Consider the following 21,341-nt stretch of genomic DNA (forward strand, 5'->3'; position numbering starts at 1 on the left):
CTTTTGAGGCCTTGGTTTGCAGGGCAGGTTTTCGAAAGAAAGCCGCCGCGGTTGGCGGGCTGCAAACTGTGGGGACGTGTCATGGGACTGTTTAATTTCTGGAAAAAGTCGGGCAAGAAGCTGGCCGAAGAACCGACCGCCGAGGTGTTGAAGCAAGAGGTCGCAGATCTGGGCCTGGATGCCGAGGGCCTGGATTTCGAGGTGGATGGCGACAAGGTGAAAATCTCGGGGGCTGCGTTGACGCCTGAGCTGCGCGAGAAGGTTATCCTGGCCGTGGGCAATGTCGAAGGGGTGGCCGAGGTCGAGGATGAGGCCGCAGACGAGGCTGTTTTCCATACGGTGGAAAAAGGTGACACGTTGTCCGCGATTGCCAGAAAAACACTGGGAAGCGCCAATCGCTACAACGAGATTTTCGAGGCCAACAAACCGATGCTGACCCATCCGGACAAGATTTATCCCGGTCAGGTTCTGCGCATTCCGGTGGACGCGGCGGCCTGAGATCGTTCGCGTTCGACAGGAAAAACGGGGGAAAAGGCGCCGATGGGCGCCTTTTCTTGCCTTTTGACGTTGCGCAATTGACCTTAGGGTCGTCTTGTAAGATGGCCGAAACACTTTCACATTGCGCGCGAGGAACACGAAGATCCGCCAAAGCTGTGGGTCTCTAACGGGAGGAAAAAGATGGGTTTTGCATCCGTTCAGGACACGATTGCCATTGAAAACGAAATGCCGTGGGAGGCGCGCGACGTCCCCCAGACCTTGTACCAGATGCTGACGCGGACCAAGGAAAAGAACGGTAACGGCAATGCGGTGTCGTTTCAGCTGCTTTCGGGCCCGACGGACAAGGCTGAAACCCTGACCTGGAGCGAATTGCACGCGCGCAGTTGCCAGGCCGCCAACATGTTCCGCGATCTGGGCATCGGCGAACAGGACGTAGTGGCTTTTATCCTGCCCAACTGTAACGAAACCATCCTGACCTTGCTGGGCGGCGCCATTGCGGGGATCGTCAACCCGATCAACCCCCTGTTGGAGCCCGAGCAGATCGGCGCCATCCTGCGTGAGACCAAGGCCAAGGTCGTGGTCACGCTGAAGGCTTTCCCCAAGACAGACGTTGCCCAGAAAACCGCCGAGGCCGTGCGCCATGCGCCGGGCGTGCACACGGTTTTGGAGATTGATCTGAATCGCTATCTGACCCCGCCCAAAAGCTGGATCGTGCCCCTGGTGCGCCCCAAGAACCCCGGCGGGCATCATGCGGACGTGCTGGATTTCAACAAGACGCTGAAGAAATACCCGCGCGAGCTGAGCTTTGCTGACAGCAAGGGCGACCGGGTGGCCGCCTATTTCCACACCGGTGGCACCACCGGGATGCCCAAGGTGGCGCAGCACACCTATTCCGGGATCATCTATAACGGCTGGCTGGGCGGCACGTTGCTGTACACGCCCGAGGATAACGTGATCTGCCCTCTGCCATTGTTCCACGTTTTTGCGGTGCATGTGATCCTGATGTCTGTGATCTATGCGGGCTCGCACGTGGTGTTCCCGACGCCTGCCGGCTATCGCGGCGACGGAGTGTTCGACAATTTCTGGAAGCTGGTCGAGCGTTGGAAAATCACCTTTATCATCACCGTGCCCACCGCCATTTCGGCAATGATGCAGCGCCCGGTGGATGCGGATATCAGCTCGGTGAAGACATCTTTCTCGGGGTCGGCCCCACTGCCGCTTGAGCTGTTCAAACGGTTCGAAAGTGCCTCGGACGTGACCATCGTCGAAGGCTATGGCCTGACCGAGGCCACCTGCCTTGTGTCGGTGAACCCGGTGGATGGGCAAAAGAAAGTCGGCTCGGTCGGCATCCGCTTTCCCTATTGCGACGTGCGGATCTACAAGAACGTGGATGGACAGCCCGTGGAATGCGCGCCTGACGAGGTGGGCGAGATTTGCGTGTCCAATCCTGGTGTGAACGCGCCCGAAACCTATACCGAGGCCGACAAGAACAAGGACCTGTATTATTTCGGGAAATACCTGCGGACGGGCGATTTGGGCCGGATCGACGAAGATAACTATATCTGGATCACCGGGCGCGCCAAGGATCTGATCATTCGCGGCGGTCACAACATTGACCCAGCCGAGATCGAAGAAGCGCTGTTGGCGCACCAGGCCGTGGCCTTTGCTGGTGCGATCGGTCAGCCGGATGTGCATTCGGGCGAGATCCCCTGCGCGTATGTTGAACTGGTCGATGGGGCCTCGGTCACGGCAGAGGAACTGTTGAAACACTGCAAGGTCCACGTGCATGAACGCGCCGCTCAGCCCAAGTTCATCGAGGTGCTGGACGAGCTACCCAAAACTGCCGTGGGTAAGGTTTTCAAGCCGGATCTGCGGAAAAAGGCGATCACGCGGGTCTATAACCAAGCGCTGGAAGAGGCCAAGCTGAATGCGCAGGTCGTCGAGGTGATTGATGACAAGAAACGCGGTCTGGTGGCCCGTGTGGAACGCACGGGTGTCGTCCATGATGACGAGATCGGTCACGTTCTGGGGGCCTTCACCCGCCCGTGGGAATGGGTCGAGTAAATGCCCGGACATATTGACGCTCAAGGCCACCCCCGCGGGTGGCCTTTTTGCGTTGCTGTGGGCGCCCAGCGAACGGGCACAGCGACTTTGGCCGCTGGCAAAATCGCGCTTGAGGCTGGAGAATGCTGGCAAAGACGTTAGCCTGATCCCGCAGCAGGAGGCCTTGTATGACCCAGTATCGCGTCACCTTGGGCAAAGAAAATTTCCGGTTCGACACGCTGGCTGGGGTGATGGCTTGTGCCACCCCTTCGCGTTCGGGCGATCATCTGGCCGGGATCGCGGCGTCGACGGATGTGCAACGCGTTGCCGCGCAATGTGTGCTGGCGGATTTGCCACTGAAAACCTTCTTGGATCAGCCTCTTGTCCCCTACGAGATCGACGAAGTTACCCGCCTGATCTGCGATGCTCACGACGCAGATGCTTTTGCGGCCGTTTCTCACATGACTGTCGGCGCCTTTCGCGAATGGTTGCTGTCGGACGATGCAGACAGCGCGGCGCTGGCGGCCCTGACCCCTGGTCTGACCCCCGAAATGGTGGCTGCCGTCAGTAAGATCATGCGTAACCGCGACCTGATCTCGGTGGCGAAAAAGGTGCAGGTTGTTTCGGCCTTTCGTAACACGATCGGGTTGCCGGGACGGATCGGTAGCCGCCTGCAGCCCAATCACCCGGCGGACGATATCCCCGGCATCGTGGCCAGCATGATTGACGGGCTGTGCTATGGCGTGGGGGACGCGGTGATCGGGATCAACCCGGCCACGGACAATATTCCAACGGCCAAGGCCCTGCTGCAAGTTCTGGACGAATTCCGCGACCGCTATGACATTCCCACGCAGACTTGTGTTCTGACCCATGTGACCAACTCGCTTGAGCTGATCCAGCAAGGCGCCCCCGTGGATTTGGTGTTCCAGTCCGTCGCTGGCACGCAAGCTGCAAATGAGGGTTTCGGCGTGACGCTGCCCATGCTGGCCGAGGCGCAAGAGGCCGCGCTGTCCCTGAACCGCGGCACGGTGGGCCAGAACGTGATGTATTTCGAAACCGGGCAGGGCGCGGCCTTGTCGGCAAATGCACATCACGGGGTGGATCAGCAAACGCTCGAAGCGCGGGCCTATGGCGTTTGCCGTGCCTTCAGCCCGCTGTTGGTCAATACCGTGGTGGGCTTTATCGGGCCGGAGTACCTGTATGACGGCAAAGAGATCATCCGCGCGGGGCTGGAGGATCATTTTTGCGGCAAATTGCTGGGCCTGCCGATGGGGTGTGACGTTTGCTATACCAACCATACCGAGGCCGATCAGAACGACATGGACGTGCTGATGACGCTGCTGGCCAATGCCGAGGCAAATTTCCTGATCGCGGTGCCGGGCGCCGATGACGTGATGCTGAATTACCAAAGCCTTTCGTTCCACGATATTGCCTATCTGCGAAACAGTTTCGGCCTGCGCGCCGCACCAGAGTTTGAGGCTTGGCTGGACCGCATGGGCGTTATCGGCCCGTCTGGGCAACTGGCTGATGGCGGTGGAATGAAACTGCTGGAGGGTGCGCGATGACCAAGGATCTGTGGGCCCAGTTGCGGCAGGCTACGCCTGCGCGGATCGGGCTTGGGCGCACGGGCGCGGGGTTGCCGACGGCTCGGATGCTGGAGTTCCAGTTTGCCCATGCGAGGGCGCGTGACGCTGTGCACCGGCCTTTGGATGTGGCGCGACTGGAGCAAGATCTCTTGGCCTTTCAGACGCAGCGCGCGATCTCTAACGCTCCTGACCGCGATACTTTTCTGCGCCGCCCGGATCTGGGGCGTCAGCTGGGGCAGGCGCTGCCAGCCCAAGACGCCGAGCATGACATCGCCTTTGTCATCGCGGATGGCCTGTCCGCAGACGCGGTGCAGGCGCATGCGGCTCCGGTGCTGACGGCCTGCGCCCAGCGGCTTTCCGGGTTCTCGGTCGCGCCCGTGACCCTTGTTCTGCAGGGCCGTGTCGCCATCGGAGACGAGATCGGCCAGCACATGAAAGCCCGCTCCGTGGTCGTGCTGATCGGCGAACGCCCCGGCCTGACCGTGGCCGACAGCCTGGGGGCCTACCTGACCTTTGACCCCAAACCCGGACTGCAGGACAGCTGGCGCAACTGCGTGTCCAACATCCACGGGCAGGGGGGGCTAAGCCATCAGCTGGCCGCAGACAGGATCACCTGGCTGGTGCGCGAGTCCCTGCGCCTGGGCCTTAGCGGGACGGGTCTGAAGGAAAACAGCGACTCTGCAGTCATCGAATAATTCTGCAGGTTGCGACCAAAGTTCGCCGCCGCGCAGCACACGCCCCATTTACAAAACGCGATTCAGCGATTATCCGAAAGGCTGCTTCGGTCCGGCGGTACGCCTCCGGATAATAGGGAATGCGGTGACAGGTCGAGCAGACCTGAATTCCGCAACTGCCCCCGCAACTGTGAGCGGTGAGTGAAGCCGGAAAAATGCCACTGGCGCATCATAGGCGCTGGGAAGGCCCGGCCTAACCATGACCCGCAAGTCAGGAGACCTGCCGCAGCGATCACCCGGTCTGGGCGCGGGGAGCGCTTGGGACAACGGACCTTCCGTTTGAGGTGACATCACTCACCGTCTGCGGGGGGGCTCCCCTTCAAGACACGTCAGACCTTTGTGGCCCCAGTCAGGGCCACTGCCATGAGGGACATGGAATGAAGAAAGTAATCCTTTTGACCAGCAGTGCGCTGGCCACTTTGTCGATCAACCCGGCGCTTGCCGACGAGGTGATCGAACTGGACAAGATCACAGTCACGGCCAACGAAGCCGAAACCGCGCTGGAGCGTTCGGGCACCACCGTCGAGGTTGTTGGCGCCAAGCAGCTGGATGCCGCCGGAGGCACCCGGCTGTCGGACGCACTAACCGGATTGCCTGGTGTCACGGCCTCGTCCAATGGGGGGCTTGGCACCTCGACCAACCTGCGTATCCGCGGCTTGGGCGGGGCGTATGTGCCGGTCTATTTCGACGGCATCAACGTTTCGGACCCGGCCAGCAGTGGTAACGGCTTTGACTGGGGCGGCATCACCGGTGCCAACCTGTCGCGCGTCGAGGTTCTGAAGGGTTCGCAATCGGCGCGCTATGGCGTCAGCGCCGTTGGCGGCGTCGTCAACCTGGAAAGCTGGAGCCCCTCCCAGCAGGGCACATCGGGGCAGGCATTTGCGGAATTCGGCGCCTATGGTACTGCGCGGGCTGGCCTGTCGCTGGGCCTGCTGACCGACCGGACCGAGCTGAGCCTGGGCCTGTCGCACGTTACCACCGATGGTTTCTCGGCCAATGCAGCCGGAACCGAGGCGGATGGCTATTCAGAAACCCACGCCACCCTTCGCGCGGTCTATCACTTGAGTGACATGGCCCTGATCGGCTTCTCGGCGTTGTATCTGGATGCCGATGGCGAGTTTGATGAATGGAGCGGCGACGGCACCGCCCCCTTCGACGAAACCAACACCCGCACCAATGCTGGCGCACGTGTCTTTTCCGAGTTCCAGACCGGTGCCGTCAGTCACGAGCTGTCCTATAGCTATTTCGAGACCGACCGGCTGAGCAGTTCCAACGGTTTTGATACGCCTTTCAACGGCACCCGGAAATCCGCCAAATACGTCGCCGGGTTCGACTTGGGGCAGATCGTTACCGTTCATGCCGGCGCCGATTTCAACCGCGAGGAAGCTTCGGGGGCCACGTCCGAGATCATTGGCACCTTCGCCGAGGCCTCGATTGCGGCGACGGACGCGCTGGATGTTGTCGTTTCATTGCGCCACGACGACGTGTCGAACTTTGCCAATGAAACCACGGGCCGGGTTGCCCTGTCCTGGCGCGCTGCGGACGATCTGATCGTGCGGGCACAGGCGGCCACGGGTTACAAGCCACCCAGCCTGTACCAGCTGACCTCGGCTTACGGGAACCCGGCTTTCCAGCCGGAATCTTCCAAGTCCTTCGAGCTGGGCATCGAAAAACGTCTGGGCGGGTCAGATTTCATTCGCGCGACCGCGTTCAAGACCGACATCGAAGACCAGGTGTTCTGGGATTACTCCTCGGTTCGATGCGCCAGCGGTTTTGGCTGCTACGAGGTGCAGGACTTTACCTCGCGCGGGGTCGAACTTTCTGGCCAAATGGCTTTGACCGACACTGTTGACCTGTTTGGCAACGTCACCTGGACCGAGGCCGAAGATGCCGCCGGCGCTCGTGCCTTGCGCGTGCCCCTGCGTGATCTGGAGCTGGGCGTGAACGCGCAGCTGGGCATGAACACCCAAGGCAGCCTAAGCCTGAACCATGTGATGGACCGTGTTGATACCGTGGGTGCCGTGCCGGACTACACCTTGGTAAACGCCAATATTAGCCATCAGTTGAACGATACGACCCAAGCTTACCTGCGCGTCGTGAACCTGCTGGACGAGGACTATGAGACCGCGGCGGGCTATGCCACGTCGGGCCGCGCGTTCTATTTCGGGGTCCGTGCGTCCTTCTAAGATCATATCGCTGGTTGTCGCGCTGGTTCTGACCGGCGCGGCAGCTATTGCCGACACGGCTCCGCGCCGTGTCGTGTCCATGAACCTGTGTACAGATCAGCTGGCTATGCTGATTGCCGATCCTGCGCAGCTTGTATCCCTGTCCTATCTGTCCACCGACCCGCGCAGCAGCGCGATGCACGCCGAAGCGGCAGCCTTTGCGCAAAACAAGGGCCTGGCGGAAGAGATCTATTTGCAGGAACCCGATCTGGTTCTGGCTGGTCGCTATACCGGCACCGCGACGGTTGAAATGCTGAAACGGCTTGGCAAACGGGTCGAGCTGTTCCTGCCGGCCTACTCACTCGAGGATGTCCGCGCGCGGGTGCTACAGATGGGCGATGCGCTGGGCCGCGAGGATGAGGCGCAGGCTTTGGTCGCCCGGTTCGATGCAGATCTGGCCGCGCTGCGCGCCGATGTTCAGAACCGTCCGCTCGCCGCGCTGTACTATGCCAACGGTTATACCACCGGGGATCAGACATTGGCCGGTCAGATCCTTCTGGCAGCAGGGTTCGAGAATGCCACGTCTCGTGCAGGTCAACGCCGCGCGGGCAATCTGCCGCTTGAAGTGCTAGCGATGATGGAGCCTGACACCGTTGTCACCGGCGCGCGTTATCCCGGCCAGTCACGGTCCGAGGCGATCCTTGATCACCCGGTGATCCGGGCGCTACAGAAGGACAGGCATACCGGCACCGTGGCCGACAGCGACTGGCTGTGTGGCACGCCCTATGTGCTGAACGCTATCTCGGATCTGGTCGCGCTGCGCCGCCGTGTGGAAGGACAAGAATGAAACATCTGATGATCCTTCTGGGCGCGCTTGTTGCGGTGCTGTTCGTGGCCTCGCTGGTGGTGGGGCCCGCGCAGGCGCCGCTTTGGGCCAGCCTGAAGGCGCTTTTTGTCGATGACCACGGGCCGCTGACACTGGTGATGCGAGAAATCCGCCTGCCGCGCGCCCTGCTGGGGCTGATGATTGGCATCTCGCTGGGTATGGCGGGGGCGGGGATGCAGGGATACTTGCGCAACCCGCTTGCTGATCCGGGGCTGATCGGCGTCAGCGGTTCGGCCGCGCTGGGGGCCGTGATCGCGATTCATACCGGCTTGGCGGCCAGTTTCGCGCTGGGTCTGCCCCTGGCCGCCCTGGCCGGAGCGCTGGGCAGTGTTTTCCTGATCCTTCTGCTGGCCGGACCGGGCGGAGGGTCGCTGACCCTGATCCTGGCCGGGATTGCGATATCCTCGCTTGCTGGGGCGCTCAGCTCGCTGGTGCTGAATTTTTCGCCCAACCCGTTCGCAGCCAACGAGATCGTATTCTGGATGATGGGCTCGCTTGCGGATCGCTCGATGACCCATGTGTGGTTGGCGATGCCGCTGATGCTGGTGGGATGGGCCTTGCTGGCCAGCCTGCCGCGCGGGCTCGACGCGCTGACCCTGGGTGAAGACGCGGCCGAAGCGCTGGGCATCAACCTGTCACGAATGCGGTTGGTGCTGGTGATCGGTACCGCGGCTTCGGTGGGGGCGGCAACGGCGGTGGCCGGCGCGATCGGCTTTGTCGGGCTTGTGGTGCCGCATATCCTCAGACCATACGTAGGCGCACGTCCGGGTCGGCTTTTGTGGGCCTCGGCGCTGGGGGGCGGGGCGATGGTGCTGGCCTCGGATATCGTGGTGCGGCTGGTGTTGCCCACGCAGGACCTGAAGCTGGGGGTGCTGACGGCCCTTGTCGGCGCACCGCTGTTCCTGCACCTGATCTACAAAACCCGGAGGGCCGGTGTATGAGCCTGCTGACCCTATCGGACATGTCAGTGACCTTGCGCGGGCATCCGGTGTTCTCGGACGTCAGCCTGCAGATCGGTGAGGGCGAGGTCGTGGGGCTGATCGGCCCCAATGGCGCGGGCAAGACCACGCTGATGCGCGCCGCGCTGGGGCTGGTCCCGCACAATGGTGTCAGCTCGCTTGCGAATATGCCCGCCCGGCAGCGCGCGCGTCACGCGGCCTGGATGCCTCAAAATCACGAGATCGCCTGGCCGGTGGATGTTGAAACCCTGGTGACGCTGGGCCGCATTCCGCACCTTGGGGCTGGGCAATCGGTCACTGAACAAGACCGTCAGGCCGTGGATCGCGCGCTGGAGCAGATGGGGCTGGAGCCCTTGCGCCACCGCACCGCGACCCGCTTGTCGGGCGGCGAGCAAACCCGCGTGTTGATCGCGCGAACCCTGGCGCAGGACACGCCTTTGGTCATGGCGGACGAGCCAGTCGCAGGACTTGATCCGGCTCACCAAATCCAGACCATGCGGTGTTTTCAGGAGATAGCCGCGCAAGGAAAATCTGTGTTGGTGTCGATCCATGACCTGGGGCTGGCGGTGCGCCATTGCTCGCGTCTGGTGATGCTGGCCAACAATCAACTGGTGGCGGACGGCGCGCCCTCGGCGGTGTTGACGCCCGAAAACCTGCGCGACCGTTTCGGCATCTCGGCGCATTTCGCGCAGACAACTTCGGGCCCCGTGTTCCAACCGCTGGACGTGCTGAAATGAGCGTCACCGTTGATCGCCCGTGGATCCGCTTTGATTTGGGCCAAGAGATGCGTGTGCTCAGCTGGGCACTGAATCGGCCTGGTTTGGTCCACGCGCAAGAGATCCTTTGGCGCGAGGTGCGCAACGCTGATCTGCCGCCTGATCTGGATGTGCACGACTGGCTGAACGGCGTGTTACAGGACCGCGGCGCGCTGGATTCGGTGTGCTTTCTGACCTCGCGTGATGTGCGGGCGGTGACACAGGCCAGAGCGCGTCTTGGTGAAGCCGCCGCCCACGCGGTTGCCACGGTGGGCCTGTCCAATGCCGAACGGATCGGCACTCGGTTCGTGCGTGACCCAGCGGCTTGGGGCACCATCAACGTGGCCGTGCGGCTGAACGTAGGGCTGACAGAAACCGCGCTGCTTGAGGCAGTGTCCATCGCCACACAGGCCCGAACTGCGGCTGTGATCGAAGCGGGACTTGAGCTGCCGACCGGGATTGCCACTGGCACGGGCACTGATTGTATCGCGGTGGCCGCGCCCGAGGGGACCGGTCAATATGCAGGGTTGCACACGGATGTGGGCGTGGCCTTGGGCAAAGCCGTTTACCAGGCCGTTCAGGAAGGCACTCGCGCGTGGATGAAAAAGCCGGGGCCGCGCGGGCCCGGGCTGGCCGCGAACTGACCAAACTGCGCGCGAACTGGTTAGCTGCCTCTCGTCCCTGTGGGTGCCATCCGCCTGTTTCCCTGCTTTCGTTTTGTCCCGCCCGGCGCTATCGTTTCCGTCAGGAGAGCGCAAAAGATGCAACACAAACCGGCACATATCCTGGGCGAGGGCGGCGAGCTGAACGACGCTGTCTGGATGGACGTGTTGCAAGCGGTCGATAAAACTTATGCGGATCTGATCGAATATCAGGAAAAACTGGAGGCCCGAAACAACGAGCTGCAGGCCTTGCGGCGGTTCCTTGGGTCCATCATGTCCTCGGTCAGCGATCACCTGATCGTGGTCGAACGCGAGGGCGAGATCGGCAATGCCAGCGCTTCGTTCTGTTCGGCGCTGGGGATGGAGCGCGACGACCTGAGTGGGCACATGATCACCGAATTCTTTGACGGGCCCGAGCGCGAAAAGCTGATGCAGGCCATCGCCGACGTGATCCAGCGCCGCGAAGAAGCCACCATCGAAGTTTTGCTGACCACACCCACGGGGAAGGACCCGGTCGAATACAAGATCGCTCCGCGTCTTGATCGGCGGCGCAAGGGGATCGGCGCTGTGCTGACCGGCCGCCCCCTGGGCGAGCTGCGCCGCGCCTATTCCGAGCTTGAGGAAAGTCACCAGCAGTTGAAAGAGACCCAGACCCAGCTGGTGAGAAATGAAAAACTGGCCAGCCTTGGCCGCCTTCTGGCCGGGGTCGCGCACGAGCTGAACAACCCGATCAGCTTTGTCTATGCCAACACGCATTCGTTGGAAAAATACGCCGAAAGATTCGAAACCTACTTTGACCGCGTGCAGTCCGGCGCTTCGCGCGAAGAGCTGATCGCGCTTCGGGCCGATCTTAAGCTGGATCGCGCCGTAACCAACCTGCGGGATGCGGTCGGTGGTGCTCGCGATGGGGCTGAAAGGGTGCGTGACATCGTCGAGGATCTGCGCCGCCTGTCCGCCGAAGGTTCGGGCGAGATGATCCGCTTTGATCTGGTGGAAACCGCGCGCGTGGCGGCCAATTGGATCCAACGGGGCAGCAAAACCGCCCTGACCATCCGCTTTGAGGGCAAGGAACAGGTGATCGCCATTGGCCGCCCCGGCCACATCCAGCAGGTGCTGATGAACCTTGTGCAAAACTCGGTGGACGCCATGGCCGGGCAGGACGATCCGCAAATCACCATTCGCGCCGATTACGAAGATGGCACCGCCCAGCTGCGGCTGTGTGATAATGGCCCCGGCATCCCGGCCGAAATTGCGCAGACCATATTCGATCCGTTTTTCACGACCAAGGATGTCGGTCAGGGCACCGGTCTGGGGCTTTCGATTTCGCACAAGATTCTGGAGGAACACGGCGGATCCCTTTCGCTGTGTGAAAAGGTCAAGGACGGCGCCTGTTTCTGCATGACCCTGGCGCGGGGAGACGAAGGATGAACATTCTTTGGCTGCAATCGGCGGGCTGCGGTGGCTGCACCATGTCGCTGCTATGCGCCGAGGATCCGGGGCTGATGGACCTGATGGACGGCGCGGGGCTAGAGTTTCTGTGGCATCCCAGTCTAAGCCAGGCCACGGGCGCCGAGGTCCGCCGCCTGCTAAGCGCGATCGAGGCAGACGAGCAAGAACTGGACATTCTGTGCATCGAAGGGTCCATCGTGCGCGGCCCGCGTGGCACTGGGAAATTCCAGATGATGGCGGGCACGGGCCGCTCGATGCTGGACTGGGTGCAGTCGCTGTCCGGCAAGGCCCGGCACGTGGTCGCCGTGGGCACCTGCGCGACCTATGGCGGGATCACCACGGCCGGTGAAAACCCCTCGGATGCGGTTGGTGTACAGTACGATGGCTCGCACAAGGGCGGGGCGCTAAGCGCGGACTTCACCGCGCGCGGCGGTCTGCCAGTGATCAACGTGGCTGGCTGTCCGACGCATCCTGACTGGGTCACCGAAACGCTGCTTTTGCTGGCCGAGGACGGGTTGAGCACTGCCGATCTGGACGGGCTGGCGCGGCCACGGTTCTATGCGGACAACCTGGTCCACCACGGCTGCCCCAAGAACGAATTCTACGAGTACAAGGCCAGCGCCACCGAGCTGTCCGAGATTGGCTGCATGATGGAGCATCTGGGCTGTATCGGCACCCAGGCCGTGGGGGATTGCAACATCCGTTCGTGGAATGGTCCGGGCAGTTGCACGCGCGCGGGCTATCCCTGCATCAACTGCACCGCCCCCGAATTCGAAGAGCCTGGCCACGGGTTCACCGAAACGCCCAAGTTTGCCGGTATCCCGGTCGGCCTGCCGTCTGACATGCCTAAGGCGTGGTTCATGGCGCTGGCCAGCCTGTCCAAGGCTGCCACGCCCGAACGCATCGGGGTCAATGCGACCTCGGACCGGATCACCGTGCCCCCCAGCCTGAAGAAACCCAAACCATGAGCGATACCACACTTCTTGTCGGCCCCTTTAATCGGGTCGAGGGCGATCTGGAAATCAGGCTGGAGATCAGCGGCGGGCAGGTCAGCGCGGCCTATGCCAACTCACCCCTGTTTCGCGGGTTTGAACGGATGCTGCTGGGCAAGGGGCCGATGGATGCTCTGACGATCACGCCTCGGATCTGCGGCATCTGCTCGATCAGCCAGTCAATAGCGGCGGCGCGGGCGTTGGCCGATGCGGCCGGGGTCCAGCCAGCCCCCGAAGGCGCCAAGGTGGCCGCGCTGCTGCATGCGGTCGAAAATGTCTCGGACCACCTGACCCATTTCAACCTGTTCTTCATGCCCGATTTCGCGCGACCTGAATATGCGGGGCGTGCCTGGCATGACCGCACGGTCACCCGGTTTACCGCCGGGCAGGGCAGCGCCCTGCGCGCTGCCACTCAGGCCCGCGCGCAGCTTCTACATATCGTCGGCCTTTTGGGGGGCAAGTGGCCGCATACCCTGGCCATCCAACCCGGAGGCGTCACCCGCGCCGTTTCCCTTCGTGATCGCGCCCGCATGTCTGCCACGTTGCGGGCCTTCCGCAGCTATCTTGAAGGCACGGTTTTCGGCGCGCCACTTGAAGAGGTGGCCGACTTGGACTCGGTCTCGGATCTGAACGCGTGGCGTGGCGGGGACATGGGGCTGTTCCTTGAAATTGCGTCGGATCTGGGTCTGGATCAGATGGGGCAGGGCACCGGGCGTTATATGTCTTTCGGGGCCTATCCGCATAACGGGCAAACGGGGTTTGTCGCCGGGCTTTGGGACAATGGCCAGCGCCGCGCGCTGGATACCAGCCAGATCGCCGAAGACCTGAGCCACGCCTGGATGCTGGGCAATGCCGCTCATCCTTCGCAGGGGCAGACTGTTCCGGATGAGGATATGCGCGATCCGTCTTACAGCTGGTGCAAGGCACCCCGGATGGCGGGGCAGACGGTGGAAACCGGCGCCTTCGCGCGGCAGGTGCTGGACGGGCACGCCCTGGCGCTTGAGATGACCTCTGAACGGGGCGTACGGGCCCGTGTGGTCGGTCGCCTGCTCGAGCTTGCCCGAACACAAGTTTTCATGGAGGCTCTGTTGGCCGACATTAACCCCGACGCGCCCTTCATGCAGACCGTCTCGTTGCCCAAATCGGGCACCGGCGAGGGGCTGGTCGAGGCCGCTCGCGGGGCCTTGGGTCACTGGCTGCAGATCGAGGGCGGCAAGATCGCCAGCTACCAGATTATCGCACCAACCACATGGAACTTCAGCCCGCGCGATACCGGGGGCGTGCCCGGCCCGGTCGAGGCTGCGCTGGTCGGCGCGCCCGTGGGCCCCGGCGAAGACACCCCGCTAAGCGTTCAGCATATCGTGCGCAGTTTCGATCCGTGCATGGTTTGCACGGTGCATTGAGGCCGGTCATGAAGGGACGACAGATCCGGGTTCAGGGCCAGGTTCAGGGCGTCGGGTTTCGTCCCTTTGTCTGGCAGCTGGCGCATCGAATGGGGGTGCGCGGACACGTTTTGAACGATCCCGAAGGCGTGTTGATCATCGTAGCCGGCCCCGATCTGGACGGGTTCGAGGCCGCGCTGAAGGCCGAGGCCCCGGCGCTGGCGCGGGTTGATCAGCTGCTCAGCTCGGACTGGGAAGGCGAGGTCGGGGACGGCTTTCAGATCGCCGCCTCTCGGGGCAGCGGGGCCGAGACACGGGTCACGCCGGATGCTGCCACTTGCCCCGATTGCCTGGCCGAGATCACGGATCCCGCCGAGCGCCGCCATGGCTATGCCTTTGCCAATTGCACCAATTGCGGGCCGCGGTTCTCGATTCTGCGCGGGCTGCCCTATGACCGGGCCCAGACCTCGATGGCCGAATTCCAGATGTGTGCCGCGTGCCGGGCCGAATACGAAAACCCCGCTGATCGCCGGTTCCACGCGCAACCTGTTGCTTGTGCGGATTGCGGTCCTCGGGTGTGGACGCAGCCGGCCTCGGACGCGCCGATAGAGGCGGCGGCGCAGGCATTGCTGCGGGGGCAGGTGGTTGCGATCAAGGGTCTGGGCGGTTTTCACTTGGCCGTGGATGCGACGAACGAACAGGCCGTGGCGCTGCTGCGCGAGCGCAAGCGCCGCCCGCACAAACCCTTTGCCCTGATGGGGACCGAGGAGATGATCGCCCGCTATTGCGCTCCAAACGGTTCCGAATGGAAACTGCTGCGCGATTCCGCCGCGCCCATCGTCTTGCTGCGCGGAGAGGGGCTGCCTGAAAACGTCGCCCCCGATCAGGCTCATCTGGGTTGGATGTTGCCCTACACGCCCCTGCATCACTTGCTGATGGCTGGGGTGGGGCGCCCACTGGTGATGACCAGCGGGAACCTTTCGGGCGAGCCTCAGGTCATTGGCAATGACGAGGCGTTGGACAAGCTGGCCCCTTTTGCGGACATGTTCGTGCTGCATGATCGAGATATTGCCCGGCGGCTGGATGACAGTGTCGAGCGCGCCGATCCTCCGATGGTGCTGCGCCGCGCGCGTGGGCGGGTGCCGGGGACGTTGCCCTTGCCCAAGGGATTTCAGGACGCCCCGCAAATCGCGGCCTATGGCGGGCAGATGAAATCGGCGATTTGCCTGGTCAAGAACGGGCAGGCACTGCTGGGCCACCATCTGGGCGAGCTGGACGACGCGCTGACCTATGATGCTTTTTTGCAGGCGGATGCGGATTATGCGGACCTGTTTGACCATCAGCCAGAATTGGTGGCTTGCGACATGCACCCGGATTTTCGCGCCTCGCAACATGCGCGCAGCAAAGGGCGGCCAGTGGTCGAGGTGCAGCATCATCACGCGCACCTGGCCTCGTGTCTGGGGCAAAATGGCTGGCCCTTGGATGGGGGCAAGGTGGCCGGGATTGTCCTGGACGGGACAGGTCTGGGGCCAGACGGCACCGTATGGGGCGGCGAAATTCTGGTAGGAGACTATCATGGGTTCGAGCGTGTGGCATGGCTGCAGCCTGCCCCCCTGATCGGCGGGGACATGGCCGCGCGCGAGCCGTGGCGGAATGCCTTGGTGCGGCTGGATCAGGCGGGGCTGTCGGATTGGGCGGATCAGCGGTTCGCGGATAAGCCCCTGACGATGGCCCGTCGCGCCGCGCAGACAGGTCTGAATGCCCCTCAATCCTCGTCCGTGGGGCGGCTGTTTGATGCCGTGGCCGCGATCCTGGGGATTTGTGCTGACGGCCAAAGCTACGAAGGCGAGGCCGCGATGCGACTTGAGGCTCTGGCCCGCGCCTCTAAAGGTCTGCGCCGACATAACCTTGGCATTCGTATTCCGATCAAGACGATAGAGGTTGGGCCGATTGACCCGTCGGACATGATCCGATCCACCGTGAACGGAGTGCAGGCGGGTGAGGCGATCGAAGATCTGGCCTTTGCTTTTCATCTGTGGCTGACGCGCGCGATCGAAGGCCCTGTTCTGACCGCGATGGCGCTGCACAAAGTGGAAACCGTGGCGCTGTCGGGGGGATGTTTTCAGAACGCGTTGCTGGCAGAGATGATGCAAAGCGCCTTGTCCGATCTACCTGTCCTGGTGCATCGCCGCACGCCCGCCAATGACGGCGGACTGGCTCTGGGACAAGCCCTGATCGCTGCGGCCACGCGGTTGAAGGCGGACCAGCGCTAGCGGAAATCTTGTGACCACCTAAGGTGATCATCTGGTTGTCACGGTGCCGGATGCGAGTGCGGAAAGCCTCGTGCAAATCGGCGTAACTTGCTGAAAATTAATAAATAATAGAAATTCTCAGGCGCGGATGTATTCCTTTGGATTCCGCCCCGCGAAGCTGTTTGTCTGCAATTGGATCGGTGTGTGCCGTTGCATACGCCCGAATTTCGACCAGCAGGGAGGGACCGCCTTGAGCCAGATTGAAACCTTTTATGACGTGATGCGGCGGCAGGGGATTACCCGGCGCAGTTTCATGAAATATTGCTCGCTGACCGCAGCGGCGCTGGGGCTTAGCCCCGCCTATGTGCCCAAGATTGCACACGCGATGGAGAATAAGCCGCGTACCCCGGTGATCTGGGTGCACGGACTGGAATGTACCTGCTGTTCGGAAAGCTTCATCCGCTCGGCCCACCCGCTGGCCAAGGACGTGGTGCTGTCGATGATCAGTCTGGATTACGACGACACGCTGATGGCCGCCGCCGGCCACGCCGCTGAGGCCGCGTTCGAGGAAACCATCCAGAAATACAAGGGCAACTACATCCTTGCGGTCGAGGGTAACCCGCCCCTGAACGAGGACGGCATGTTCTGCATTTCGGGCGGGAAGCCCTTTGTGGAAAAACTGCGCCACGCTGCCAAGGACGCCAAGGCGATTATCAGCTGGGGGGCCTGTGCGTCCTATGGCTGTGTGCAGGCGGCCAAGCCGAACCCGACGCAGGCCACACCCGTGCACAAGGTCATCACCGACAAACCGATCATCAAGGTGCCGGGCTGTCCGCCCATCGCCGAGGTCATGACCGGCGTAATTACCTATATGCTGACCTTCGATCGCCTGCCCGAGCTGGACCGTCAGGGCCGTCCGGCGATGTTCTACAGCCAGCGGATTCACGACAAATGCTATCGCCGTCCGCACTTTGACGCCGGTCAGTTCGTGGAAACCTGGGACGATGAAAACGCGCGCAAGGGCTATTGTCTGTACAAGATGGGCTGTAAGGGCCCGACCACCTATAACGCCTGCTCGACCGTGCGCTGGAACGAAGGCGTTAGCTTCCCCATTCAATCGGGCCACGGCTGTATCGGCTGCTCCGAGGACGGGTTCTGGGATCAGGGCAGTTTCTATGACCGTGTCACCGATCTGACGCAGTTCGGCGTGGAAAAGAACGCCGACGAGATTGGCATGGCCGCCGCCGGGGCTGTGGGGGGCGCTGTTGCGATCCACGCTGCCGTGTCCGCGCTGAAAGCCGCACAAAAGAAAACTCAAACACAAAAAGAGGAGGCATAAGCCATGGCCACTACTCCGAACGGCTTTGACCTCGATACGTCCGGGCGCCGCATTGTTGTGGACCCGGTCACCCGGATCGAAGGCCACATGCGCTGCGAAGTGAACGTGGATGATCAGGGCGTCATCCGTAACGCCGTCAGCACTGGCACCATGTGGCGGGGCCTTGAGGTGATCCTCAAGGGTCGCGATCCGCGGGATGCCTGGGCGTTCACCGAACGTATCTGCGGCGTCTGCACCGGCACCCACGCGCTGACATCCGTGCGCGCGGTTGAGGATGCGCTGGGGATCACCATCCCGGACAATGCCAACTCGATCCGCAACATCATGCAGCTGAACCTGGAGATCCACGATCACGTCGTGCATTTCTACCACCTGCACGCGCTGGATTGGGTCAACCCGATCAACGCCCTGCGCGCCGATCCCAAGGCAACGTCCGAGCTGCAACAAACCGTTGGTCCCAACCACCCGCTGTCCAGCCCCGGCTACTTCCGGGATGTTCAGAACCGGCTGAAGAAATTCGTGGAATCCGGCCAGTTGGGCCTGTTCAAGAACGGTTATTGGGACAACCCGGCCTATAAACTGCCGCCCGAGGCCGACCTGATGGCCACCACCCACTATCTGGAAGCGCTGGACCTGCAAAAAGAGATCGTCAAGGTCCATACGATCTTTGGCGGTAAGAACCCGCATCCGAACTGGCTGGTGGGGGGCGTGCCGTGCCCGATCAACGTGCATGGCAACGGCGCGACCGGCGCGATCAACATGGAACGGCTGAACCTTGTCAGCTCGATCATCGACAAGTGTATCGAGTTCAATAAGAACGTTTATCTGCCCGACGTGGTGGCCATTGGTGGGTTCTACAAGAACTGGCTGTATGGCGGCGGTCTGTCCTCCAAGGCCTGTCTGGCCTATGGTGATATCCCTGAAAATGCCAATGATTTCAGCCCCGAGCAGCTGCACCTGCCGCGCGGTGCGATCATCGACGGCGATCTGTCCACCGTGCATGACGTCGACGTGCGCGACCCCGAACAGGTTCAGGAATTCGTGGACCATTCGTGGTACGACTATGGCGAGCCGGGCAAGGGCCTGCACCCATGGGACGGCATCACCGATCCCAAGTTTGAACTGGGCCCGAACGCCAAGGGCACCAAGACCAACATCAAAGAGCTGGACGAGGCCGCGAAATACTCGTGGATCAAGGCTCCGCGCTGGAAAGGTCACGCGATGGAGGTCGGTCCGCTGGCCCGCTACATCGTCGGCTATGCCAAGGGACACGAGGACATCAAGGATCAGGTCGACGGCCTGCTGCGCACGATGGACCTGCCGGTCGAGGCACTGTTCTCGACCTTGGGCCGGACGGCGGCGCGCGCGCTGGAATCTGAATATTGTGGACGCCTGCAAAAACACTTCTTCGACAAGCTGATCACCAACATCAAGAACGGCGATGAAAGCACAGCGAATGTTGAAAAGTGGGATCCCAGCACCTGGCCGAAAGAGGCCAAGGGCGTCGGCATGACCGAGGCTCCGCGTGGTGCCCTGGGTCACTGGATCAAGATCAAGGACGGCCGGATCGAGAACTATCAATGCGTGGTTCCCACCACCTGGAACGGCAGCCCGCGTGACACCAAGGGCAACATCGGCGCCTTCGAGGCCAGCCTGATGAACACGCCCATGGAACGCCCGGACGAGCCGGTGGAAATCCTGCGCACCCTGCACAGTTTTGATCCGTGCCTGGCGTGCTCGACCCACGTGATGTCGCCTGATGGCGACGAGCTGACCACCGTCAAAGTGCGCTAAGGAGGAGAGACCATGAAATACGCAGCACTCGCATTCTTTGCATCCGCTTCGGCGGCCATGGCCCACGAGGGTCACCCCGTGGTCGCCCCCGGCGCCGAGGGCCATGCCGTAACGCATAGCCTGATCGGTCTGGCGCTGGTGGTGGTCGCGGCGGGGGTCTATCTGCTCCGCCGCCACAGGGCCGAGGGCTAAGCCGATGTCGGACACAATCCATACACCCAACCGGGACGGTCCCGAGCCGCTGGAGGCGGCCCGGCTGACCGGCGATGCCACCGCCGAGGATATCGAAAGCATCCGCCGCCGAACCTCGGTCTATGTCTACGAAGTGCCGGTGCGTCTGTGGCATTGGCTGAACGCGCTGGCGATCCTGATCCTGATCGCAACGGGCTGGTTCATAGGCTCGCCTCTGCCGTCCATGCAGATCGCCGAGGCCACGCACCAGTTCGTCATGGGATACATTCGCTTTGCCCATTTCGCGGCAGGGCAGGTGCTGACGGTGCTGTTCTTCGGGCGCATCTACTGGGCCATCGTGGGCAATCACCACGCCAAGCAGATGTTCTATGTTCCCATTCTGAACAAGCATTGGTGGCAAGAGGTTCTGTTTGAACTGCGTTGGTATCTGTTCCTGGAAAAAGAGCCCAAGAAATACGTCGGCCACAACCCGCTGGCGCAGATCGCGATGTTCTTTTTCATGACGCTGGGCACGACCTTCATGCTGCTGACCGGCTGGGCGCTGTATGCCGAGGGTACGGGCAAAGGCAGCTTGCCGGATGTGGTGATGGGCTGGCTGATTGCTTTGGTCGGCAACACGCAGGTGCTGCATTCAGTGCACCATCTGGGCATGTGGGCCATCATCGTGTTCATGATCGTGCACATCTACGCAGCCATCCGCGAGGACATCATGAGCCGCCAGTCCATGGTCTCGACCATGATCTCGGGGCATCGGACGTTCAAGGATGACAGGGCCGAGTAATCCCCGATTCATCTGAATTAAAAAGGCGGGCGCAGAGCGTCCGCCTTTTTGCTTTCCGATATGAAGAAATTTTGGAAGGTAACTTTTCATAAGCGCCCAATCGGTATGCTGCTGTATTCACAAATATGCAGCCATATCAAGGGTATGTCCTATTTTCACGCAAAGTAGAAAAAACCCATTCCTGGCACATGAAAAGGTTATTGTCACCTTCAGTCGCAAGCGGAAGCAGGATTGCCGCGCTGCAGCTAGGGAGGAATGCTATGACTGCCAATGTTCTGATCCTTGGGATTGGGAACGTCTTGTGGGCCGACGAGGGCTTTGGCGTGCGCTGCGTCGAAACCTTGGCCGAAAGCCACGCCTTTGATGAAAATGTACGTCTTCTGGATGGCGGCACGCAGGGGCTGTACCTGCTGCCCTTTCTGGAAGAGGCCGACATTTTGATCGTCTTCGACGCGGTTGATTACGGGCTACAGCCCGGCACGCTGAAGATTGTCGAAAATGACGAGGTGCCGGCCTTTATGGGCGCCAAGAAGATGAGCCTGCACCAGACCGGATTTCAGGACGTGATCGCCACTGCGCAACTGATGGGTTATTGCCCTGAAACACTGCTGCTGGTCGGCTGCCAGCCCGAAGAGCTGGAGGATTACGGCGGAGGGCTACGCGATGTCGTGGCTGCTCAGATCCAGCCGTCGATCCAAGTGGCGCTGGACTATCTGGCCGAACGCGGGATCCACGCGCGCCAGGGCAAGGGCGACGATAGCCTGCTGGCCGATGCCTCGATCCTGCGCAGCGCCTACGAGGGTGGCCGCCCCTCCGAAGACGAGGCCTGCCGTACCGGCGATGCACGTTTCTTTCCCGAGGAGGCCTGAGCC

General features: G+C 62.0%; 18 protein-coding genes and 1 riboswitch. All 18 genes read left to right on the plus strand.

All coding sequences use genetic code 11. From position 1 onward, the window contains the following. Positions 1 to 81 precede the first annotated feature (81 nt). The 18 genes from lysM (at position 82) to ACOQOQ_RS08260 (ending at position 21,338) form a co-directional block, all read left to right on the plus strand. The gene (lysM, locus tag ACOQOQ_RS08175) at positions 82 to 498 is read left to right on the plus strand and encodes a peptidoglycan-binding protein LysM (RefSeq protein ID WP_420569637.1); all 417 of its coding nucleotides are present in this window, start codon (positions 82 to 84) and stop codon (positions 496 to 498) included. A gap of 180 nt (positions 499 to 678) precedes the next feature. Next, positions 679 to 2,562, plus strand: coding sequence for an acyl-CoA synthetase (locus ACOQOQ_RS08180; RefSeq protein ID WP_420569638.1), 1,884 nt, complete (start codon positions 679 to 681; stop codon positions 2,560 to 2,562). A gap of 167 nt (positions 2,563 to 2,729) precedes the next feature. Next, positions 2,730 to 4,106 (plus strand): ethanolamine ammonia-lyase subunit EutB, encoded by a 1,377-nt coding sequence (locus ACOQOQ_RS08185; RefSeq protein WP_420569639.1) that lies wholly within the window; start codon positions 2,730 to 2,732, stop codon positions 4,104 to 4,106. Then, positions 4,103 to 4,822, plus strand: a complete 720-nt coding sequence (gene eutC, locus ACOQOQ_RS08190; RefSeq protein ID WP_420569640.1) for an ethanolamine ammonia-lyase subunit EutC — start codon at positions 4,103 to 4,105, stop codon at positions 4,820 to 4,822. The genes ACOQOQ_RS08185 and eutC overlap by 4 nt, the downstream gene beginning before the upstream one ends. A 70-nt stretch (positions 4,823 to 4,892) precedes the next feature. Next, positions 4,893 to 5,104, plus strand: a riboswitch (cobalamin riboswitch). A gap of 134 nt (positions 5,105 to 5,238) precedes the next feature. Further along, the gene (locus tag ACOQOQ_RS08195; RefSeq protein WP_420569641.1) at positions 5,239 to 7,047 is read left to right on the plus strand and encodes a TonB-dependent receptor plug domain-containing protein; all 1,809 of its coding nucleotides are present in this window, start codon (positions 5,239 to 5,241) and stop codon (positions 7,045 to 7,047) included. Further along, positions 7,034 to 7,873 (plus strand): ABC transporter substrate-binding protein, encoded by an 840-nt coding sequence (locus ACOQOQ_RS08200; protein ID WP_420569642.1) that lies wholly within the window; start codon positions 7,034 to 7,036, stop codon positions 7,871 to 7,873. The genes ACOQOQ_RS08195 and ACOQOQ_RS08200 overlap by 14 nt, the downstream gene beginning before the upstream one ends. Then, positions 7,870 to 8,853, plus strand: coding sequence for a FecCD family ABC transporter permease (locus ACOQOQ_RS08205; protein WP_420569643.1), 984 nt, complete (start codon positions 7,870 to 7,872; stop codon positions 8,851 to 8,853). The genes ACOQOQ_RS08200 and ACOQOQ_RS08205 overlap by 4 nt, the downstream gene beginning before the upstream one ends. Next, positions 8,850 to 9,608, plus strand: a complete 759-nt coding sequence (locus ACOQOQ_RS08210; protein ID WP_420569644.1) for an ABC transporter ATP-binding protein — start codon at positions 8,850 to 8,852, stop codon at positions 9,606 to 9,608. The genes ACOQOQ_RS08205 and ACOQOQ_RS08210 overlap by 4 nt, the downstream gene beginning before the upstream one ends. Next, positions 9,605 to 10,270, plus strand: coding sequence for an adenosylcobinamide amidohydrolase (locus ACOQOQ_RS08215; RefSeq protein ID WP_420569645.1), 666 nt, complete (start codon positions 9,605 to 9,607; stop codon positions 10,268 to 10,270). Before ACOQOQ_RS08210 ends, ACOQOQ_RS08215 begins: the two co-directional genes overlap by 4 nt. A gap of 117 nt (positions 10,271 to 10,387) precedes the next feature. After that, positions 10,388 to 11,716 carry a sensor histidine kinase gene (locus ACOQOQ_RS08220; protein ID WP_420569646.1) on the plus strand — a complete coding sequence of 443 codons (1,329 nt, stop codon included), beginning with the start codon at positions 10,388 to 10,390 and terminating at the stop codon, positions 11,714 to 11,716. Then, positions 11,713 to 12,705, plus strand: a complete 993-nt coding sequence (locus ACOQOQ_RS08225) for a HupU protein (RefSeq protein ID WP_420569647.1) — start codon at positions 11,713 to 11,715, stop codon at positions 12,703 to 12,705. The genes ACOQOQ_RS08220 and ACOQOQ_RS08225 overlap by 4 nt, the downstream gene beginning before the upstream one ends. Continuing rightward, the gene (locus tag ACOQOQ_RS08230; RefSeq protein ID WP_420569648.1) at positions 12,702 to 14,132 is read left to right on the plus strand and encodes a nickel-dependent hydrogenase large subunit; all 1,431 of its coding nucleotides are present in this window, start codon (positions 12,702 to 12,704) and stop codon (positions 14,130 to 14,132) included. The genes ACOQOQ_RS08225 and ACOQOQ_RS08230 overlap by 4 nt, the downstream gene beginning before the upstream one ends. A gap of 8 nt (positions 14,133 to 14,140) precedes the next feature. Beyond that, a complete protein-coding gene (hypF, locus tag ACOQOQ_RS08235) occupies positions 14,141 to 16,384 on the plus strand; it encodes a carbamoyltransferase HypF (RefSeq protein WP_420569649.1) in 2,244 nt (747 codons plus the stop codon). A gap of 229 nt (positions 16,385 to 16,613) precedes the next feature. After that, complete coding sequence (locus ACOQOQ_RS08240) at positions 16,614 to 17,702, plus strand: hydrogenase small subunit (protein ID WP_420569650.1); 1,089 nt, start codon at positions 16,614 to 16,616, stop codon at positions 17,700 to 17,702. 3 nt (positions 17,703 to 17,705) lie between these two features. Next, positions 17,706 to 19,496 carry a nickel-dependent hydrogenase large subunit gene (locus ACOQOQ_RS08245; protein ID WP_420569651.1) on the plus strand — a complete coding sequence of 597 codons (1,791 nt, stop codon included), beginning with the start codon at positions 17,706 to 17,708 and terminating at the stop codon, positions 19,494 to 19,496. Positions 19,497 to 19,508: 12 nt separating this feature from the next. After that, positions 19,509 to 19,688 carry a hypothetical protein gene (locus ACOQOQ_RS08250; protein WP_420569652.1) on the plus strand — a complete coding sequence of 60 codons (180 nt, stop codon included), beginning with the start codon at positions 19,509 to 19,511 and terminating at the stop codon, positions 19,686 to 19,688. Between the two features lie 4 nt (positions 19,689 to 19,692). Then, the gene (gene cybH, locus ACOQOQ_RS08255; protein WP_420569653.1) at positions 19,693 to 20,469 is read left to right on the plus strand and encodes a Ni/Fe-hydrogenase, b-type cytochrome subunit; all 777 of its coding nucleotides are present in this window, start codon (positions 19,693 to 19,695) and stop codon (positions 20,467 to 20,469) included. 260 nt (positions 20,470 to 20,729) lie between these two features. Then, positions 20,730 to 21,338, plus strand: coding sequence for a HyaD/HybD family hydrogenase maturation endopeptidase (locus ACOQOQ_RS08260; protein WP_420569654.1), 609 nt, complete (start codon positions 20,730 to 20,732; stop codon positions 21,336 to 21,338). Positions 21,339 to 21,341 lie beyond the last annotated feature (3 nt).

It is taken from the genome of Thalassovita sp. (assembly GCF_965218685.1).
In the GTDB taxonomy this organism is placed as follows: domain Bacteria; phylum Pseudomonadota; class Alphaproteobacteria; order Rhodobacterales; family Rhodobacteraceae; genus Thalassobius.

What these genes read in the sequence shown, in the direction of transcription:
- ACOQOQ_RS08180 (WP_420569638.1), top strand. Translation starts at nt 679, where the DNA reads ATGGGTTTTGCATCCGTTCAGGACACGATTGCCATTGAAAACGAAATG.
- cybH (WP_420569653.1), top strand. Translation starts at nt 19,693, where the DNA reads ATGTCGGACACAATCCATACACCCAACCGGGACGGTCCCGAGCCGCTG.
- eutC (WP_420569640.1), top strand. Translation starts at nt 4,103, where the DNA reads ATGACCAAGGATCTGTGGGCCCAGTTGCGGCAGGCTACGCCTGCGCGG.
- ACOQOQ_RS08260 (WP_420569654.1), top strand. Translation starts at nt 20,730, where the DNA reads ATGACTGCCAATGTTCTGATCCTTGGGATTGGGAACGTCTTGTGGGCC.
- ACOQOQ_RS08215 (WP_420569645.1), top strand. Translation starts at nt 9,605, where the DNA reads ATGAGCGTCACCGTTGATCGCCCGTGGATCCGCTTTGATTTGGGCCAA.
- ACOQOQ_RS08185 (WP_420569639.1), top strand. Translation starts at nt 2,730, where the DNA reads ATGACCCAGTATCGCGTCACCTTGGGCAAAGAAAATTTCCGGTTCGAC.
- ACOQOQ_RS08250 (WP_420569652.1), top strand. Translation starts at nt 19,509, where the DNA reads ATGAAATACGCAGCACTCGCATTCTTTGCATCCGCTTCGGCGGCCATG.
- lysM (WP_420569637.1), top strand. Translation starts at nt 82, where the DNA reads ATGGGACTGTTTAATTTCTGGAAAAAGTCGGGCAAGAAGCTGGCCGAA.
- ACOQOQ_RS08220 (WP_420569646.1), top strand. Translation starts at nt 10,388, where the DNA reads ATGCAACACAAACCGGCACATATCCTGGGCGAGGGCGGCGAGCTGAAC.
- ACOQOQ_RS08205 (WP_420569643.1), top strand. Translation starts at nt 7,870, where the DNA reads ATGAAACATCTGATGATCCTTCTGGGCGCGCTTGTTGCGGTGCTGTTC.
- hypF (WP_420569649.1), top strand. Translation starts at nt 14,141, where the DNA reads ATGAAGGGACGACAGATCCGGGTTCAGGGCCAGGTTCAGGGCGTCGGG.
- ACOQOQ_RS08225 (WP_420569647.1), top strand. Translation starts at nt 11,713, where the DNA reads ATGAACATTCTTTGGCTGCAATCGGCGGGCTGCGGTGGCTGCACCATG.
- ACOQOQ_RS08245 (WP_420569651.1), top strand. Translation starts at nt 17,706, where the DNA reads ATGGCCACTACTCCGAACGGCTTTGACCTCGATACGTCCGGGCGCCGC.
- ACOQOQ_RS08210 (WP_420569644.1), top strand. Translation starts at nt 8,850, where the DNA reads ATGAGCCTGCTGACCCTATCGGACATGTCAGTGACCTTGCGCGGGCAT.
- ACOQOQ_RS08195 (WP_420569641.1), top strand. Translation starts at nt 5,239, where the DNA reads ATGAAGAAAGTAATCCTTTTGACCAGCAGTGCGCTGGCCACTTTGTCG.
- ACOQOQ_RS08230 (WP_420569648.1), top strand. Translation starts at nt 12,702, where the DNA reads ATGAGCGATACCACACTTCTTGTCGGCCCCTTTAATCGGGTCGAGGGC.